Origin of the sequence: Alloyangia mangrovi (assembly GCF_002300555.2) — a bacterium.
GTDB classification, from domain to species: Bacteria; Pseudomonadota; Alphaproteobacteria; order Rhodobacterales; family Rhodobacteraceae; genus Salipiger; species Salipiger mangrovi.
The window spans coordinates 50411-67966 of the sequence record NZ_NTHN02000013.1; the positions used below are offsets into that span (position 1 = coordinate 50411).

The 17556-nt window shown below is 67.1% G+C and carries 16 protein-coding genes; 3 read left to right on the forward strand and 13 right to left on the reverse strand.

What is annotated here, in order from left to right:
- Positions 1 to 137: 137 nt before the first annotated feature.
- The 5 genes from CLG85_RS09315 to CLG85_RS09335 form a co-directional block, all read right to left on the reverse strand.
- A complete protein-coding gene (locus tag CLG85_RS09315; RefSeq protein WP_095884004.1) occupies positions 138 to 1622 on the reverse strand; it encodes a tripartite tricarboxylate transporter permease in 1485 nt (494 codons plus the stop codon).
- 7 nt (positions 1623 to 1629) lie between these two features.
- Positions 1630 to 2091: a tripartite tricarboxylate transporter TctB family protein gene (locus tag CLG85_RS09320; protein ID WP_095884003.1), complete on the reverse strand. Its 462-nt coding sequence runs from the start codon at positions 2089 to 2091 to the stop codon at positions 1630 to 1632.
- 58 nt (positions 2092 to 2149) lie between these two features.
- Positions 2150 to 3106 (reverse strand): Bug family tripartite tricarboxylate transporter substrate binding protein, encoded by a 957-nt coding sequence (locus tag CLG85_RS09325; RefSeq protein ID WP_095884002.1) that lies wholly within the window; start codon positions 3104 to 3106, stop codon positions 2150 to 2152.
- A gap of 31 nt (positions 3107 to 3137) precedes the next feature.
- Entirely contained in the window at positions 3138 to 4052 is a 915-nt protein-coding gene (locus CLG85_RS09330; RefSeq protein ID WP_141244711.1) for an alpha/beta hydrolase, read from the reverse strand.
- A 78-nt stretch (positions 4053 to 4130) separates the two neighbouring features.
- Positions 4131 to 5117: a Bug family tripartite tricarboxylate transporter substrate binding protein gene (locus tag CLG85_RS09335; RefSeq protein WP_176476704.1), complete on the reverse strand. Its 987-nt coding sequence runs from the start codon at positions 5115 to 5117 to the stop codon at positions 4131 to 4133.
- A gap of 94 nt (positions 5118 to 5211) precedes the next feature.
- Here CLG85_RS09335 and CLG85_RS09340 point away from each other — a divergent pair, with 94 nt between their 5' ends.
- Both CLG85_RS09340 and CLG85_RS09345 read left to right on the forward strand, forming a co-directional pair.
- Complete coding sequence (locus CLG85_RS09340) at positions 5212 to 6192, forward strand: LysR family transcriptional regulator (RefSeq protein ID WP_095884000.1); 981 nt, start codon at positions 5212 to 5214, stop codon at positions 6190 to 6192.
- Positions 6189 to 6677 carry a DUF3237 domain-containing protein gene (locus CLG85_RS09345; RefSeq protein WP_095883999.1) on the forward strand — a complete coding sequence of 163 codons (489 nt, stop codon included), beginning with the start codon at positions 6189 to 6191 and terminating at the stop codon, positions 6675 to 6677. The genes CLG85_RS09340 and CLG85_RS09345 overlap by 4 nt, the downstream gene beginning before the upstream one ends.
- Positions 6678 to 6746: 69 nt before the next feature.
- Here the strand turns inward: CLG85_RS09345 and CLG85_RS09350 are convergent, their stop codons facing one another.
- Both CLG85_RS09350 and CLG85_RS09355 read right to left on the reverse strand, forming a co-directional pair.
- On the reverse strand, positions 6747 to 7670 hold the full coding sequence (locus CLG85_RS09350; protein WP_235865406.1) for a TatD family hydrolase: 924 nt from the start codon (positions 7668 to 7670) through the stop codon (positions 6747 to 6749).
- The gene (locus tag CLG85_RS09355) at positions 7667 to 8410 is read right to left on the reverse strand and encodes an EboA domain-containing protein (protein ID WP_141244570.1); all 744 of its coding nucleotides are present in this window, start codon (positions 8408 to 8410) and stop codon (positions 7667 to 7669) included. The genes CLG85_RS09350 and CLG85_RS09355 overlap by 4 nt, the downstream gene beginning before the upstream one ends.
- A 97-nt stretch (positions 8411 to 8507) precedes the next feature.
- On the opposite strand from CLG85_RS09355, the gene CLG85_RS09360 reads away from it, so the two are divergent.
- Positions 8508 to 9893 carry an alkaline phosphatase family protein gene (locus tag CLG85_RS09360; RefSeq protein WP_095882569.1) on the forward strand — a complete coding sequence of 462 codons (1386 nt, stop codon included), beginning with the start codon at positions 8508 to 8510 and terminating at the stop codon, positions 9891 to 9893.
- On the opposite strand, the gene CLG85_RS09365 is transcribed toward CLG85_RS09360, so the two are convergent.
- From CLG85_RS09365 to CLG85_RS09390, 6 genes are all read right to left on the reverse strand, one after another.
- Positions 9890 to 10747: a UbiA family prenyltransferase gene (locus tag CLG85_RS09365; RefSeq protein WP_176476606.1), complete on the reverse strand. Its 858-nt coding sequence runs from the start codon at positions 10745 to 10747 to the stop codon at positions 9890 to 9892. The genes CLG85_RS09360 and CLG85_RS09365 overlap by 4 nt on opposite strands.
- The gene (gene eboE, locus CLG85_RS09370) at positions 10744 to 11931 is read right to left on the reverse strand and encodes a metabolite traffic protein EboE (RefSeq protein ID WP_095882571.1); all 1188 of its coding nucleotides are present in this window, start codon (positions 11929 to 11931) and stop codon (positions 10744 to 10746) included. Before eboE ends, CLG85_RS09365 begins: the two co-directional genes overlap by 4 nt.
- A complete protein-coding gene (locus tag CLG85_RS09375) occupies positions 11928 to 13859 on the reverse strand; it encodes a 3-dehydroquinate synthase (protein WP_260348765.1) in 1932 nt (643 codons plus the stop codon). Before CLG85_RS09375 ends, eboE begins: the two co-directional genes overlap by 4 nt.
- Before the next feature lie 369 nt (positions 13860 to 14228).
- The gene (arcC, locus tag CLG85_RS09380) at positions 14229 to 15164 is read right to left on the reverse strand and encodes a carbamate kinase (protein WP_095881293.1); all 936 of its coding nucleotides are present in this window, start codon (positions 15162 to 15164) and stop codon (positions 14229 to 14231) included.
- 3 nt (positions 15165 to 15167) lie between these two features.
- Positions 15168 to 16166: an ornithine carbamoyltransferase gene (locus tag CLG85_RS09385; protein WP_095881294.1), complete on the reverse strand. Its 999-nt coding sequence runs from the start codon at positions 16164 to 16166 to the stop codon at positions 15168 to 15170.
- Positions 16167 to 16223: 57 nt separating this feature from the next.
- The gene (locus CLG85_RS09390; protein WP_095881295.1) at positions 16224 to 17447 is read right to left on the reverse strand and encodes an arginine deiminase; all 1224 of its coding nucleotides are present in this window, start codon (positions 17445 to 17447) and stop codon (positions 16224 to 16226) included.
- Positions 17448 to 17556: the final 109 nt, after the last annotated feature.

Sequence of the window (17556 nt, forward strand, 5' to 3'; positions counted from 1 at the left end):
AAAGGCGCCCTTAGAAAGCCTCTGAAATAAGGCAGGGCGCGGCGTTTTCGCGGTCTATCACGAGACGTCCCGGTGCGACAACCAGCGGGCGGTGGACTCTGGCGGACCCGTTGCCGGGCCCGCCCTTGCCTCAGCGCTCAGGAGGCCCGCAGCCGATAGCGCCGCAGCGCCGGCTTGAGGTAGGGCCAGACGATGCTCAGCACTGCCGCGGCCAGCAGCGCCGCCGAGATCGGCCGGGTGAAGAAGGCCCATGCCCCGTCCGCCGAGTAGGTGAAGCCCTTGCGCAGGTTCGACTCGAGCATCGGCCCGAGGATGAACGACAGCAGGAACGGGCTCACCGGCAGCCGCACCATGTCCATCACGATCCCCAGCGCCGCGAAACCAAGCAGGAAGAGGAAGATGTAGCTGCCGCCCACGTTGACGAAGACGCCAACGAAGCTCAGCACCACGATCGGCGGATAGAGGTAGTGGTAGGGCACCTTGAGGATCGCCGGGAAGAGCCGCATGCCGAAGAACTGCATCAACAGCACCAGCACCGCCGAGAGCAGCGCCGTTCCGAAGACCGCGTAGACGATCTCGGGGTTGTTGGTGAAAAGCAGCGGACCGGGCTGCACGCCGTGAATCATCAGCCCGCCGAGCAGGATCGCCGTGGTGCCGTCACCGGGAATCCCCAGCGCGATCATCGGGATCAGCGAGCCGCCGACGCTGGCGTTGTTGGAGGTCTCGGAGGCGAATACCCCGTCGATGCAACCCTTGCCGAATTTCTCGGGATGCTTCGAGGCGCTCTTGGCCTGCGCGTAGGCGACCATGTTCGACAGCGCTGCGCCCATGCCCGGCAGGAAGCCGATCCAGATGCCGATGCCGAAGGAGCGGATGATGTTCCACAGGTTGTCGCGGTACTCGCGCAGGCTCACGCCGAAGCCCGAGATGCGCCCCGCGTCGACCGTCGGCAAGTCCTGCGTGCCTTTGGCGAAATCCATGACGATCTGCTTGAGCGCGAAGAGCCCCAGCATCATGGCGATGAGATCGAAGCCGCTTGAGAGGTACATGTTGCCGAAGGCAAAGCGCGCGGTGCCGTCGATCGGCGCGAAGCCGACGCAGGCGAAGAGCAACCCGAGCGCGGCCGAGGCCATGCCCTTGCCGACGTTCTCGCGCGAGAGCGAGGCGACAAGCGCGATGGCGCAGAAACCGAGCGAGAAATATTCCCATGGCCCCAGTTTCAGCGCCAGATCGGCGAGGACGGGGCTCGCCACGGCGGCGATCAGGATCGAGAAGAAGGTGCCGATGAAGCTCGCGGTGATCGCCGCGCCGAGCGCCTTCACCGCCTCGCCGTTGCGGGTCATCGGATAGCCGTCGAAACAGGTGGCTATGGCCGAGGGCGAGCCGGGGATTCCCAGCAGGATCGATCCGATCATCGCGCCGGAGACGCCGCCGATCCAGATCGACACCAGCATGGCAAGCCCGGTGCCGGGGTCCATGCCGAAGGTGACAGGCAGCAGCAGCGCCACGCCAAGGCCCCCGGAGAGACCCGGGATCGCGCCGAGGATGACACCGAGGATCGCGGCGCCGAGGATGATCAGGAAGGTGAGCGGTTCGAAGAGGTGCAGGAATGAGTCGATCATGGCGGCCTCAGAAGATCGAGGCTTCGGGCAGGTAAGAGCCGAGCCCAAGCGTGAAGAGAAGGTAGACGGCACCGGTGGCGGCAAGGCTCAGCACGACCCCGCGCCAGAGCACCCGCCGTTTCGGTCCGGCGATCAGCCAGTAGAAAGCGAAGAGGAGCAGCGGCGTTACCGCGTAGAAGCCGAAAAGCTTCATCGCCAACGCGTAGAGCGCCAGCAGCGCGAAGAAGAGGCCGCCCCGAAGAAGTTGCGGTCGGTCGACGGGGATGGTCTCCTCGGCGATCTCGCTGCGCCCGGCGCGCAGGAAGATGGCGATGCCCGACAGGATCAGCACCGCCGCGCCGAAATAGGGAAAGAGCCGCGGCCCCGGGTCATCGGTAAAGGACGTGTAGGTGATCTGGCTGGTCATCCCGGCCACGATCAGGCCAAGCCCGATCAGCACGAGGCTGGTGATGCGATCCGTGCGTTGCATCTGGGTTCTCTCTCCTCCCTTATGGTGGCCGGCCCCGGGCCGGGGCCGGCCTGCCGGGTCACTTGCGGCCGAGGCCGAGTTCCTGCGCCAGCGTGCCGATCTTCTCGTCTTCGGCGGCGATCAGCGCCTGCGCTTCGTCGACGTCATAGTAGCGCACCTTGCTCGACATCTTGTCGAGCTGCTCGCGCACCGCGTCATCTTCGGACATGCCCTTCACCGCCGCGTTGATCTCGGCGACCAGTGCCGGGTCCATGCCTGCGGGCCCCCAGAGCACCAGCGGCGCGACCCAGGTGGCGTTAACCCCCTGCTCGAGGGCCGGCACGAAGTCGGGATACTTGGGATCGGCCTCGGCGTCGATCATCGCCAGCACCTTGAGCTTGCCGGCCTCGACGTATTGCGCCGCGGCGCCCGCGCCCATGTTGCCGATGTCGATATGCCCGCCCTGCAGCGCAGCGACCTTGTCGACCTCGGACGACGCCTCGACCAGTTTGAACTCCACATCCTCGGCGTTCATGATCTGGCCCGCGATGAAATGCGAGGTGCCGCCGAGCGCAACGCCGAAGGTGTACTCCCCGGGATGCGCGCGAGCGTCCTCGACGAAGGCCTTCATGTCGGACCAGGGCGCGTCGGGCGCCACCGCGTAGACCTGCGGCGGGTAGGTCTGGCCGATGGCGATGGTGGTGAACTCCGAAAGCGGATGGTCGTAGCGCCCGGTGTGGTAGTTCACCAAGAGCCCGGTATGGGTGAAAATCAGCGTCTGCCCGTCGGGCTTGGCATTGCGCACGGTCTCGAAGGCGACGGTGCCTCCGCCGGCGGGCTGGTTCACCACCACCACCGGCTTGCCGATCTGCGCTTGCAGGTAGTCGGCAAAGACTCGGCCCATGACGTCCGAGCCGCCACCGGCCTTGGCCGGAATCAGCAGTTGCACCGGCCCTTTCGGCCAGTCGCCGGCAAGCGCGGCGGTGCCGATGGCAAGCCCGAGGGTCGCGGCGGCAAGTGTCTTCAGTATGTTCATTTTTCTCCTCCCTTTGAAAACGGTCACGATCTCAGCCCGCCGGCCTGAACGCCCCGGTCAGGGCGGCGACGATGAGGCTGCGGGCGTCTGCCGCCTCTTCGAGCCCATTGGTCACGAAGCCATGGCGGCTGTTCAGGAACTTGCGCAGCCGCACGTCCACACCGGCTTCGACCAGCATCTGCGCGTAGCGCAACGCCTCGCCCGCAAGCGGGTCCTTGGCGGCGACAAGCACTACGGCGGGTGGCATCCCCGGCAAATCGGCGGGATCGGCGCGCACCACCGAAAGGTAGGGGTTCAGCGCATCCTCGGGGCTGCGCAGGATCAGCTTGTTGAAGGCGCGCATCCGCTCGTAGGGCAGCACCTCATCCTCGAGCCCCGGCGTCTTATCGGCGGGGTCCGTGGCGGCGTCGAGGAACGGGTAGTCGAGCACCTGCAGCACCGGAACGAAATCGCCGGTCTGGTTGGCGCGCAGGGTGATCGCCGCGGTCAGGTTGCCCCCCGCGCTGTGCCCGCCGATGGCGATGCGGCCAGCGTCGATCCCGAGGATGGCGCCATTGGCGAAAGCCCAGGCGCAGAGGTCGTAGCATTCCTCGAAGGCGACGGGGAAGCGGTGCTCGGGGGCAAGGCGGTAGTCTACGTCGAGCACCTTGGCGCCGGTGCGCAGGGCGATGTCGGCGCAGAAGATGGTGTCGCGCACCTCGTAGCCGCGCACGAAGCCGCCGCCGTGGAAGTTGATGAAGAGCGGCGCATTCTCATCCGCTCCCGGCGGCACCACCAGCATCGCGCGGCAGTCACCGTGGCGGGTCGGGATCGCCAGCTCGGAGACCGTGACACGGTCCAGAAGCGCCTGCTTCTCCGGCGTATTCTCGAAGACCAGCGTCGGGTTCCTGCGCAGGCTCTCGGCCAGCGCGCCGCGGTCTCCTTCGGTCATCTCGCTCGTACTCACATTGCTCTCCTCTTTGCCATCGGCATAGGGTGTCCGGCCGGGCGCGACGGCTTGGCCGGACAGGTCAGTTGCAGGGGGTTACTTGAAGCCCAGGAGCGCCGCGGTCTCGGCCATGCCGGCATCGGCCTCGGCAAGGCGTGCCTCGCCCTCGGCGCGTCCGTAGATCCCGAGCGGCATCTTCATCTTGGCGTATTGCTCCACAATCTCCGGGTCGGTCAGAGCCTCGGTGAAAGCGGCATTGATGGCGTCGGCGGTCTCCTCCGGCAGGCCCTTCGGCGCAAGGGCGAAGAAGGTGAAACCGAAGACCACGCTGGGGTAGCCCTGCTCGTCGAGCGAGGGCAGCTCGGGTGTCAGCGGATCCCGTCCGGGCTCCGCCGAGAGCGTGCCGAGGATGCGGACCTTGCCCGCCTCGGCATATTGCAGCGCGCTTGGCGTGTTGACGAAGGCCGCATCGACCTGCCCGCCCTGCACCGCGATCAGCTTGTCGCTGTCCGAGCCCGCGTCGACCACCCGGAACTGCGCGCCGCTGTCCTTCTGCAGCAAGCCCGCCATGAAATGCGATGCGCCGCGGATCTGTACCGCCAGCGTCACCTCGTCCGGGTGCGCCTTGGCCCGTGCCACGAGATCCGCCACATCGTCGCTCTCGCCGTCCGGCCCGCTCACCAGCGCGTAGCTGCCGGCAATCGGCATCACCGCCGGGGCGCTGAACTCGCCGACCGGCGAATGGGCGTAGCCGCCGGTGTGATAGGCGGACAGAAGCCCCGAGTGGTAGAACAGCAGGGTCGAGCCGTCGGGCTTGGCGTTGCGCACCGTCTCGGCCGCCACGGCGCCGCCGCCGCCGGGCTGGTTCACCACGATCACCGGACGGCCAATGACCGCCTTCAGCTTTGCTGCCAGCACACGCACCGCCGAATCCGTGCCGCCCCCGGGTTTCGCCGGCACCACGAGCTGCACAGCGCCCTTCGGCCAGTCGGCCGCGGCCGCCGGGGTCAGCGATGCACAAAGGGCCAGGCCCGACAGGATCAGCGTCCGACGAGTCAGCCGCACCACGAAATCAAGAGACATTGTCTCCTCCTCCTTTTCTCCTCCGGTCCGAAGCTGTAAGGACAAAAGGCATAAATGAATAATAAAGAATGAGCTTAATGCATAAGGGATTCTGATGCCTGGAGAGATCGATACCCACGCGCTGGTGCAGCGGCTGATGGCCCGCGGCAAGTTTCGCCACATGCAGGCGCTGATCAGGCTGTGCGACCTGCGCAGCATGGGCCGCGCCGCCGAGGCGATGGGGATCACCCAGCCGGGCATGTCGCAACTGGTGTCGGAGCTCGAGAAGCTTGTCGGCCTGCCGCTCTTCCTGCGCCATTCGCGCGGCGTCGACGCGACCGAGCTGGCCCGCGATCTGGAACTGGTGGCGCGGCGCATCGTCACCGCGGTCGAGGAAAGCGCCGAGACCATCGTGCTGCGCCGCGACTACGATGCGACCCTCGTGCGGGTGGCCACCACCGTCGCCGCCGCCGGGGGGCTGCTGCATGATCTCCTGCCCGAGTTCGTGCACCGGCACCGCAACGTGCAGGTGCAGCTCAGCGAGGTCATGGGCATGGGCCAGGAAGCGGCGCTGGCCAGCGGCGAGATCGACCTGCTGTGCTGCCGCGCCCCCGAGGTGTTGCCCGACGGATGGTCCTTCGTGCCCTGCCGGGGCGACGCCATGGTGGTGATCGCCGCCACCACCCACCCGCTCGCGCACAAGGCGCAGGTCACCAGCGAGGAGCTCGCGCAGGCGCTCTGGCTGCCCAACCACATCTCGACGGTGGCGCGGCACGAGTTCGAGCGGCTGGCCCGCGAGCACGGCTTCGAGAACGCACCGCAGGCGCGCGTGGTGTCGCGCCAGATGGCCCTCTCGTGGATGATGCTGCGCGAGGGCACGATGGTCACCATGATGCCGCGCAGCGTCGCGCTGCCCTGGATCGTCACCGGCCAGATCGCCGTGCTGCGGACAGCTATCGACGCGCCGCTGCCGCCGCTGGGTCTCGTCTGGGATCCGGCGCGGGCGCAGCGCGCCACCCGCCTCTTCGTCGATTTCATCACCACTCAGAGCCCGTTGCAGACGCCCGGGCAGGACACGGACAGGACAACCAAATGACCGACAGTGACGCGCATTTCGACCGGGTGCCCCCCGCGGTGCCCGCAGCCCATCTTGTCTGGGAAGCGCTGGTCGATGTCGCCCCGCGCGAGGACCTCGGGGCCGGACCGGCCGGCCACCGCTTCATCGTGCCGATCACCGGCGGCAGCTTCCGCGGCGTGGCGGGCTACGAGGGATTCCGCGGCACGGTGCTGCCCGGCGGTGCAGACCGCCAGCTGGTCCGGCCCGACGGCTGCAAGGAACTCGACGCGCTCTACGAGATGAAGCTGGAGGACGGCGGCATCATCACCGTGCGCAACTCCGTGGTGATCGACGAGACCCGAGAGGGCCCGCGCTATGCCATGTCGCGCATCACCCTGACAGTGCCGCAGGGACCCTGGCAGGGGCTGAACAAACGTCTGTTCATCGGCACGCTGCAGAGCGCCCGGCCCGAGCGCGAGGCGGTGATCATCCGCGGCTGGTGCGTGGACAGCGCCCCGGCCTGAGCCGGCTGGCCCCGCAGGGGCGCAGGCGGTCGCCCTCGGTCCAGAGGTCCGAGGGCCGACCGCGCAGGCTCACTCGATGGTCAGCCCCTTGCGGCGCTGGGTCCCAGGCTCCTCGATGACCGGCTCGCGGCCGCCGCGGAGGATCGAGTTGCCCTCGTAGAGCGTGCGCTGGTCGATGGCGGGCGGCGACAGCCAATCGCTCTCCTTCATCTGCCCGCTCTGGCCATAGGCGGCGAGCGCGTTGCCGTAGCAGACCGCGCTCACCACCGCTTCGGAGACGCCGCTCTGCAGCGCCAGCTGCGCGGTCTTGGCCACCCCGAGGCAATCCGAGATGCCCCAGTCGCAAGCGCTGTCGACGATGATCCGCTCGGATCCGTACTGCTTGAGCAGCTCGACCATCCGCGCGTTGCCCATCTTGGTCGAGGGGTAGATCGAGAAACCCGCCCAATAGCCGCGGTCGAGCACCTCGCCGACGGTCTCCTCGTTGTTGTGGTCGATCACCACCATCGAGGGATCGAGCCCCATCTCCTCGCAGACATCCATCGACAGGCTGGTGCCCTGCTTCTTGTCGCGGTGCGGCGTGTGGACCATGACCGGCAGGCCGAGCTCCTTGGCCAGCGTCAGCTGCAGGCGGAAATACTTGTCCTCGAGCGCGGTCTGCTCGTCGTAGCCGATCTCGCCGATGGCGACGACGCCCTCCTTGAGGGCGAAGCGCGGCAGCCATTCCATGACGCCCTCGGCCAGCTCCTCGTTGTTGGCCTCCTTCGAATTGAGCCCGATGGTGCAGTAGTGTCGGATGCCGAACTGCCCGGCGCGGAAGCGCTCCCAGCCGACGATGGTCGACAGGTAGTCGACGTAGGTGCCCACGAAGGTGCGCGGCTGGCCGAGCCAGAAGGCGGGCTCGATCAGCGCCACCACGCCGGCGGCGGCCATGGCCTCGTAATCGTCGGTGGTGCGCGAGATCATATGCGCGTGGGGATCAATCAGCATCATGACACAAACTCCTCGATAACACGTCCCTCGGCCCGCGCCCGATCAAGCTGGGCCTGGATTTCCGGGGTTTCCGCAAAGGGGCCGACCAGCGGCCAGAGCTCTTCCATCACCGGCCGCCCGGCGGCCCAGCGTTCGCGTGCGTATTGCACGAGGATGCGCGCCAGCTCGGGGTTGGCGCGGTCCTTGAGGCCGGAAATCGGCCCCAGCGCAGCGCCGATGAACAGCGCCTTGAGGATCATGTGGTTCCAGCGGTGCTCGTCGAAATGGTCGCGCGGATAGGGGTTGTTGTGGGCGATGGCTTCGAACACCGGCTTGAGGTTCGAGCGCAGCCCCTCGCCCACCTCGAAGTGCAGCGTTTCGGGCTGCGGATAGAGCGGCAGACCGCGGTAGAGCGCGATCATTTCGGCGGCATCCGCGGTGCGGCGCAAGTCCTTGAAGGTCTCGGCAAAGGGGCGCTCACCGCTGTAGGTGAGCAGCCCCAGCACCCGCGCGGCGCCGTCGAGGCTCCAGTCGCCGGGCTGCCAGCCGGGGCGCGCGGCATCGGCCTTGGCCAGATCCTCTGGGCCGAGGTCAAGGTCGGCCTTGCCGAGCCGCCGCGGCGCGAAGCCGAGAAAGAGGTGCAGGTCGCGCTCCGTCGCCCCTGGGGCGGCGAGCGTTGCGAGCTGTTCCTCGAACCAGGGCCTTTCGGCCCCGGCGCGGTCCCCTATCCATTCCTGCAAAAGATCTTTTGGACTTGTCATCAAACTCTCTCCCAAATGGTCAATGAAACACTGGACGGGCGGAGGGGACGCGCGTCATAGTCGGCAAGTATTTTGTTGCTGGATATTTTTTGATCTCATGACACCGACTCTCGTTATTCTTGTCGTCGGCCTGACACCGAAGCTTGTCGGCCAGTTCACTCCAAACATTGCCGCCCTTGCCGCCCGCGGCGCCCTGCGCCCGCTGGAGACGGTCACTCCGGCGGTCACCTGCACGGTGCAGGCCACTCTGGCGACCGGCCTGCCGCCCTCGGGGCATGGGGCCGTGGCCAATGGCTGGTACTTCCGCGATCTCAAGGAGGTGCTGCTCTGGCGGCAGCCCAACTCGCTTCTGGAGGGCGAGAAGATCTGGGATGCCGGCAAGGCGCGGGACGCGTCCTTCACCTGCGCCAAGATGTTCTGGTGGTACAACATGTACTCGACCGCCGACTACTCGGCGACGCCGCGGCCGATGTACCCGGCCGACGGGCGCAAGATCCCCGACCACTACGCGCATCCGCCCGAGCTGCACGACGAGCTCGACGCCAAGCTGGGGCGCTTTCCGCTCTTCACCTTCTGGGGGCCGACGGCGAGCATCAACTCCTCGGCGTGGATCACCGATGCGACGCTGCACGTGATGGAGACGCGGCAGCCGACGCTGACGCTGACCTACCTGCCGCATCTCGACTACGACCTGCAGAAGTTCGGCCCCGATCTGCAGCACCCCGAGGTGCAGCAGTCGCTGCGCGACATCGACGCGCTGGTCGGCAAGCTGGTTGCCGCCGCCGATGCCGAGGGGCGCCGGGTGCTGGTGGTCTCGGAATACGGCATCACCCCGGTCACCGACGCCATCCACATCAACCGCGCGCTGCGCGAGGCCGGGCTGATCGCGGTGCGCCCCGAGGAGCACGGGCGCGAGATCCTCGACGCCGGGGCGTCGGCGGCCTTTGCCATGTCCGACCACCAGCTCGCGCATGTCTACGTGAATGACCTCTCGCGGTTGTCCGAGGTGAAGGCGCTGGTCGAGGGGCTGGACGGCGTGGAAGCGGTCTGGGACGAGGAGGGCAAGCGCGCCAACGGCCTCGACCATCCCCGCTCGGGCGAGCTGGTGGCGATCAGCAAGCCCGACCGCTGGTTCAGCTACTATTACTGGCTCGACGAGGCCAAGGCGCCCGATTTCGCCCCCACCGTCGATATCCACCGCAAGCCCGGCTACGATCCCGTCGAGCTTTTCCTCGACCCGGACCTGCGCTCTCCCAAGCTGGCGGCGGGCTGGAAGCTGGCCAAGCGCAAGCTGGGCTTCCGGCAGATGCTCGACCTGATCTCGCCCTCGCGGACGGACCTCGTGAGGGGCAGCCACGGGCGGCTCACCGACGATCCCGGCGACGGGCCGCTGGTGATCTCCTCCGAGGCAGGATTGCTGCCAGAGGGGCCGGTGCGGGCGGTTGACTTCAAGGCGCTGACGCTGAGCCATGTCTTCGACTAGGTCCCCGCAATCCGGCGCTGCAGCACCCGCGTGAGGGCAAACCCGGCGACTGCCAGCAGCGCCGGGAGCCAGCCGCCATGCACCCCGGCGATCAGCGCGGCGTCATAGAGAGAGATCGCGGCGATCAGCAGGGTGACGGCCTTCGGCACGTCGCCCTTTGCCCGGCGGAAGAGGAAGCGCAGCGCAAACCCAGTGGCAACGAGGAACCCCAGCGCGATCAGCAGCGCCAGCGGCTTGCCCCAGCCCGTCACCAGCACCAGCACCGCGGGGAGGGCCAGCACCGCCAGCGGCCAGGCCCGGTCCAGCCGGTCATAGGCCTCCTGCTTGGCGGCATAAGTGAGGCCCACAACATAGGCCATGAGCCCAAGCGCGCCCCAGATCGCCACGCCCGGAAAGGCACCGGTGGCGGCGAAGGCGGCCATCGCATAGCAGAAGAACCGCGTCACGCCCATGATCACCGGCGCCAGCGCGGTGCGCTTGTGCAGCCAGTCATAGAGGAAGATGCTGAGGGTCAGCAGCAGCGCCGAGACCTGCGCCAGCCCGCCAAGCGGCAGGGTCAGCAAGAGGCCGACCCCGAGCATGACGAAGCCGCCGAGGAAGACCGCGCGCTGCGAGATCTCTCCTCTCGGGATCGGCCGGTCCGCCTTTTGCGCCCGGTCGATCTCGGCGTCGAAGGCGTCGTTGAGCCACATGCCGCCCACGTAGAAGAGCGTCAGCGCCAGCGCGCTCAGCAGGATGGGCACAAGCGCAGAGCCGGGGGCGGCGGAAAGCGCCAGCAGCGCCCCCGCCATGGCATTGGTCCAGACCGTCGGCAGGTTCGACACCCGCCCCAGCTTGAAGGCGGTGCCGATCATTGCCCGAGGCGGTCGAGCACCCAGCCCAACTCGCGGCTGATCGCCGCGTCCACGCTCGAGGTCCGCAAGTCCGGGGGCAATACGTCCCATGTGTAGGTCTCCACTTCGAGATGCGGTGAGATCGGCTCGGCCCGGTGCAGGTCGAGGATGTCCTTGAGAAAGGCCTGGGTGCTGTCAAATAGCCCCAGCGAGCCGAGGAAGACCGGCACATGGAAATGCACCCGCCATTCCTCGCCATCCGCCTCGGCGCCGCGGGCCAGTGCCTCGGGCAGGTCGGAATAGGCGGTGATCGGCCCCTCTCCGCGACGGGCGAGCACCTGGTGCAGGTAGGTGGGCTCGGAATAGGCGGCGAGCGCGGCGCGCACTTCGGGGCTCACCTGCGCGCGCAGGGCCGAGCTGAGCTGCAGCTTGTGGATCGGGATGCCCGCGCCCTGCAGCAGGGCGAGGCTCTGCGCCGGGTCCTCGTATTCCACCGCCGCGTGGCAGACGTCGTAGCATAGGCCGAGGTGCGCGCGCAGGGCCACTTCCGCCTCCGCGCCGTCCAGCCCGGTGAGCCCCGCGAAGCGGGCCACGGCGGAGGGGCTGTAGAGCCAGTCTTCGAAGAAGGCGACGCTGCCCGCGATGGTTTCGAGAAAGCAGAAGGGCTCGGGCTCGATCGCCAGCGCCACGGTGACGCCCGTGCGTGCCTTCACCGCCACGCAATGCGCCGCCGCCTGCAGGTAGAGCTCGGACATGGCGGGCTCGGCGCCCTCGGCGAGCGTGCGGAAGGTGCCCGGCACGGTACTGAGGCTGACCCAGTCGCCGGGCTCCGAGAGCTCTGCCATGAGGTCGGTGAGCCGGTTGGTGTAGCGCAGCCGCTCGGGGTCGCGCCAGTCGGGCTGGTAGACCTGCTCCTTGACCCGCACGCCATGGAACGGGCCGTAGGGAAAGCCGTTCATCGTCGCGGGCACGAGGTCGTTCTCGCGCAGGAAATCCTTCAGCCAGGTGCGGCGGTCCCCCTGGTCAAGCTCGTCGAGCGCGTTCGACGACAGCCGCAGTCCCACCGCGAAGCGCTCGTCGGAGCAGAGCTGCGCCTTGACCGCCAGCAAGGGGCCGGTCAGAGCGGCGTGGCAATCTTCCCAGCTTTCGGTGGCATGGATATTGAGGCAGTAGGTCAGGGTGCCCAGCCCGTCGCCGAGCTTCATGCGTCCGTCTCCCGGTGGCTTGCCGCGCCGCGTGCTGCAAGCCAGACCAGCGCCTCGGCCACCAGCTCGGGCCGCATCTCGTGCACCTCGACCCCGACCCCGAGATCCGCCAACAGGGTGACGGTGAGCTCGCCGCCGAGGTGCTCGCGGAACTCCTCGAGCCCGACGAGGATCTCGAGCCGCCCGCCTTCGTCGCGCCGGCCGAGATCGTCGTGCCAGATCGGAAGGCCAAGTGCCTGCAGCAGCGCCAGGACGCGCTCTTCCATGCCCGGCGGCAGAAGCCCCGCCAGCACCGAGTAGCGCGCGTCCAGCGCAATCCCCATGGCGACCGCGTCGCCGTGGCTGACGGCATAATGGGTCAGCCCCTCGAGCTTGTGCGCCGACCAATGGCCGAAATCGAGCGGCCGGGCGGAGCCGCGCTCGAAGGGGTCGCCGCCAAGCGCAATCTGCCGCATGTGCAGCTCCGCCGAGCGGCGGATCATGTATTCCTCGGCCTCGGGCTCGAAATGCTTCAGTCGGCCCGCATTTGTCTCTAGCCAGAGGAAGAACGCCGGATCGCGGATCAACGAGACTTTCACCGCCTCGGAGAGGCCGGAACGGCGGGTCGCGGCGGGCAAGGTCTCGAGCAGGTCGAAATCGTTCAGCACCGCCCACGGCGGGGCGAAGGTGCCGGCGAAGTTCTTCGAACCCTCGAAGTTCACCGCGTTCTTCACCCCGACACCGCTGTCGTTCTGCGACAACACCGTCGTGGGCACGCGGATGTGTCGGATCCCCCGGTGTGCCGTTGCCGTAGCCATTCCCACGGCGTCGAGCACCGCGCCGCCGCCGACAGCGAGGATATAGGAGTGCCGATCGATGCTGTGCTCGAGGATGATGCGGTAGATCTCGAAGACCGTCTCGAAGCCGGCCTTGATCCCCTCCCCTCCGGCGAGGGGGATCGGCGCGGCGACCAGATCGACGCCCTCGACGGTGTCGCTGAAATAGGCAACGATCTCTGCGTCCAGCGTCGGGCGGTGGGCCAGCAGATCGCGGTCGACGAAGACCACGCAGCGCTGCCGGCGCGCCTCGGCCCCGGCGGCGAGCGCGTCTCGCAGTGCCGGGTTTTCCGGTGCAAAGAGACCGCGGGTGAAGGCCACGCGGTACTCGTAATTGACCGAGAAGGCCTGCGTGACGGTCAGGGAGGCGGGAGCTCCAGCCTGCTGGATCTCTTGCGGGGCGGTCTCGTCCCGGGCCGGGGTCGCCTCGACGCGCGCCTCTGTCCGGGGCAGCGCGTCCGGGGTGGCCATCGCCGTCGTCGGTGCCTTGATGCGGGCATAGAGGGACCGCCCCGCCATGCCCGCCACCGGCAACGCCAGCGCGGCGCAGAGCGCCAGAAGGAAGGAGTCGACCTCGAGCGCCAGCGCTCCCAACGAGGCATAGGCGGCGGCGATGCCGAGATTGGCCAGCGCCACAACGCCGAGGAACTTGCGCAGGGGCAGACCTGCCACTCCCGCCGCGATGGTCGAGGTCTCGGCCAGAACCGGCACCGCGCGCATCATCAGCACCGAGCCGAGCGCGATGCGCTCGGACACCTCCGCCGACCGCGCGAGATAGTCCCTGCCGAGCAACCGGCCGAGCGCGCGGCTGCCGCCGGTCGCGCCGATCCAGTAGCCGAGAAGGCAGCTCAGCGTCATCCCGATCCAGCAGGCGAAGGTGCCCCATGCGACCCCGAGCAGCGTACCGGCCGAGACGTTGACCACGCTCGAGGGCACCGGAAGCACCACGTCGAGCGCCAGCGCCGCCACGATCAGCGCCCAGAGACCGGAGACCGTCTGCGTCCCGGACAGCAGGTCCGTGACCAGCGTTTCGGTACGTCCGTCGAAGAGCAGGAAACTTGCTGCGAGGACGAGGGCAAGCATGGTGAGAATCACGAGCCAACGCAGCGTCATGGAAACCGACATTACGAATACCTTTCGCGAACACATCACGCCCCGGCACGGGCCGGAGGCGAAAAATAGAGGAGTATCAATCAATTCATCTCAAATCGCCCGCACCCCGAGGCGCAATTGCCCCAGTGTCTGCACGGACGTGTTCTTACAGGCTAGGCAAGAGAAAGCGGTTCGCATAGCCCCGAAATGTCGCAGCCGGCGCGAAATCCGGTTTGCTGCTACGATCGGGCCATGCGCGGCCTGCTGGCGCAGGCGCGGGTCGACAGGCCCCCGGCCTGCCCCCGCTGCCGGGCCAGCGGCGGGCGAAGGTCCCGGTCTGTGAGCCCGCCGGGCAGGCACCTGCGCGCGCTGCCCGGCGCGAGCCCCGCGCTATCCGCGGACCAGTTCGATCTCGGTCACATCCGAGGAAATGGTGGTTCCGGTCTCTCCGCGCAGGGCCGCGCCGATGTCTGCGAGGGCGCAGATCACCGCCCTGCCCCCGCTCGCCCGCGCGAATTTCTGCGCCGCCGACACTTTCGGCCCCATCGAGCCCGCCGGGAAGTCGTAGCTGTCCATCATGTCGGGCGAAGCCTTGCGGATCGCCGTCTGGTCGGGCGTTCCCCAGTCGAGGAAGACCGCGTCGGCATCGGTCGCGACGACAAAGACATCGGCCTCGATCTCGGTGGCGAGAAGCGAGGAGCAGAAGTCCTTGTCGATGACGCACTCCACGCCGGTGAGATGCCGCTCGCGGTCATACATGGTGGGGATGCCGCCGCCGCCCGCGGCGATCACCACCGCGCCGTTCTCGAGCATCCAGCGGATCGGTCGGACCTCGAAGATGCGCTTGGGTTCGGGCGAGGGCACCACCCGGCGCCACATGTCGCCGTCGGGCTTGATCGCCCAGCCCTTCTCCTCGGCGTTCTTCTTGGCCTCGGCCTCCTCGTAGACCGGGCCGATGAACTTGGTGGGATTGTCGAAGGCGGGATCGGCGGGATCGACCTCGACCATGGTCAGCACCGTGGCGAGCGGGGTCTCGAAGGGCAGGAGATTGCCCATCTCCTGCTCGATCATGTAGCCGATCATCCCCATCGTCTCGCCCACCAGAACGTCGAGCGGATACTCGTCGACCTCTGTGTAGGCGGCTTCCTGCAGCGCCAAGAGCCCGACCTGCGGGCCGTTGCCATGGGTGATCACCAACTCGTTTCCCTCGGCCAGGGGCGCCAGCGCCTCTGCCGCGACGCGGACGTTCTCGCGCTGGTTCTCCGCCGTGAGCGCCTGCCCACGGCGAAGCAGCGCGTTGCCGCCTAGAGCAACAACGATCCGCATGGTTCAGGCCCCCAGCGTTGCGACGAGGATGGCCTTTATGGTGTGCATGCGGTTCTCCGCCTGCTCAAAGGCGATGTTCATCGGACCCTCGAAGACCTCCTCGGTCACCTCCATCTCGGTGATGCCGAACTTCTCGGCGATGTTGGCGCCGACCTTTGTCTCGGTGTTATGGAAGGCCGGCAGGCAGTGCATGAACTTCACATGCGGATTGTTGGCCTTCTTCATCAAGTCCATGTTCACCTGGTAGGGCATGAGCAGCTTGATCCGGCTCTCCCAGACCTCGGCGGGCTCGCCCATCGAGACCCAGACGTCGGTGTGGATGAAGTCCACGCCATCGACCGCATTCACGTCATCGGTGATGGTGATGCGCGCGCCGGTCTGCTTCGCCCAGTCCTCGGCCATGTCGATGATATTCTGTTCGTTCTGGTTCTCCTTGGGCGCGATCATCCGCACGTCCATGCCCATCATGGCGCCGAGCAGCAGCAGCGAGTTGCCCATGTTGTTGCGGGCGTCGCCGAGATAGGCGTAGGCGATCTGGGTGCGCGGCTTGTCGGCGTGCTCGACCATGGTCAGCATGTCGGCGAGCATCTGCGTCGGGTGCCAGTCGTCTGTAAGGCCGTTGTAGACCGGCACGCCGGAGTAATCTGCGAGCTGCTGCACCATGTCCTGACCGGCGCCGCGGAACTCGATGGCGTCAAACATCCGCCCCAGCACGCGCGCCGTGTCCTTCATCGACTCCTTGTGGCCGATCTGGCTGCCCGACGGATCGAGGTAGGTGATATGAGCGCCCTGATCGTGGGCGGCCACCTCGAAGGCGCAGCGGGTTCGCGTGGAGGTCTTCTCGAAGATGAGGCAAATGTTCTTGTCTTGCAGCGCCTTCTTTTCGCTGCGGGAATATTTGGCGCGCTTGAGGTCGCGGGCGAGATCAAGCAGATAGAGCATCTCGCGCTGGCTGAAATCAGCGATGTTGAGGTAGCTTTTGCCTCTAAGATTGAGTGCCATGTCGGCCTCCGTAAAATTTGGGATTAGTTCAAATTCGTTGGTCTTGAAGGCGCGGGATCAGACCGGGTCGCGCAGCAGGGGGCAGGTCATGCAATGGCCACCGCCGCGACCGCGGCCCAGTTCCTGCCCGTTGATCTCGACCACTTCGACCCCCGCCTCGCGCAGCTTGCGATTGGTGAAGGTGTTGCGCGAGTAGCCGACCACCACACCCGGAGAGAGCGCCACGACGTTGTTGCCGTCATCCCATTGCTCGCGCTCGGCCTGGAATTCGTTGCCGCCGGTGGCAATAATCTTGAGGTCCTCGACCCCCATCACCTCGCTGTAGACGTCGAAGATCGAGCCCTTCTCCTCAGTAATCGCGTTGCCCCCCTTGCCGTCCGGGCGGCCCGAGAAGCAGCGGATCTCGCTTGCGACCTCCATGAAGGCGGTGACCTTGTCGCGGTCGAGGCAGGAGAACACCGTGTCGAGGTGCATCGCCGCGCGCGACTTGGGCATGACGCAGGCCACCACCCGCTCGACGGCGCCCTGGTTGAACAGCGCCTGCGCGAGCTGCGTCACCGCCTGACGCGTGGTGCGCTCGCCCATGCCTATGAACACGGTGGCATTGCCGATCGGCATGACGTCCCCACCCTCGACCGAGGCCGACTGGAAGTTCTCGTCGCTGTCACCCCACCAAATCTTGAAGTCGGCGTCTCGGAACATCGGGTGGAACTTGTAGACGGTGCGCTGGAACAGCGTCTCAGGCTGGCGCGCCGGCCAGAACATCGGGTTCACCGTGACGCCATTGTAGATCCAGCAAGAGGGATCGCGCTGGAACTGCGCGTTGGGCACCGCCGGGATGATGAAATCGGTATGCGCCATGGTGATCTGCGCCATGCGCCGCATGTCCTCGTCCGGCAGATCGTCGATGATGATCCCGCCGAGGAGCTGCCGGGCCAGCGTCTTGCCATCGAGATCGTCCAGCCAGGGACGCATGTAGGCCGCCAGGCCCGGCCCGCAGAGGTTCGCGGTGACCAGCCGGTCAAGCAGGAAGGGACGGGCGTCGTCGGTCTTGTCCAGTGCCTCGGCCAGCAGGTCCTGGATATCGAAGACCTCGACCCCCCGCTGCCGCATCTGGCTCACGAACTCGGCGTGATCCCGGCGGGCCTGCTCAACCCAGAGAACATCGTCGAAGAGCAGCTCGTGGCAATTGCGCGGGGTGAGACGCTCATGCGCCAAGGAGGGGCGCGCCACCATGACCTTGCGCAGGGTTCCGACTTCGGAGTGAACGCCAAATTCCATCTTTGAAACTCCCTTTTGAAATTCGCCCGGCGGGGCCGCGTCCTGCGGCCCGGCCAAAATTCACGGCCAAAATTCATCGCCGGCAAACCATCGGCAGGGCGCCGCCTCA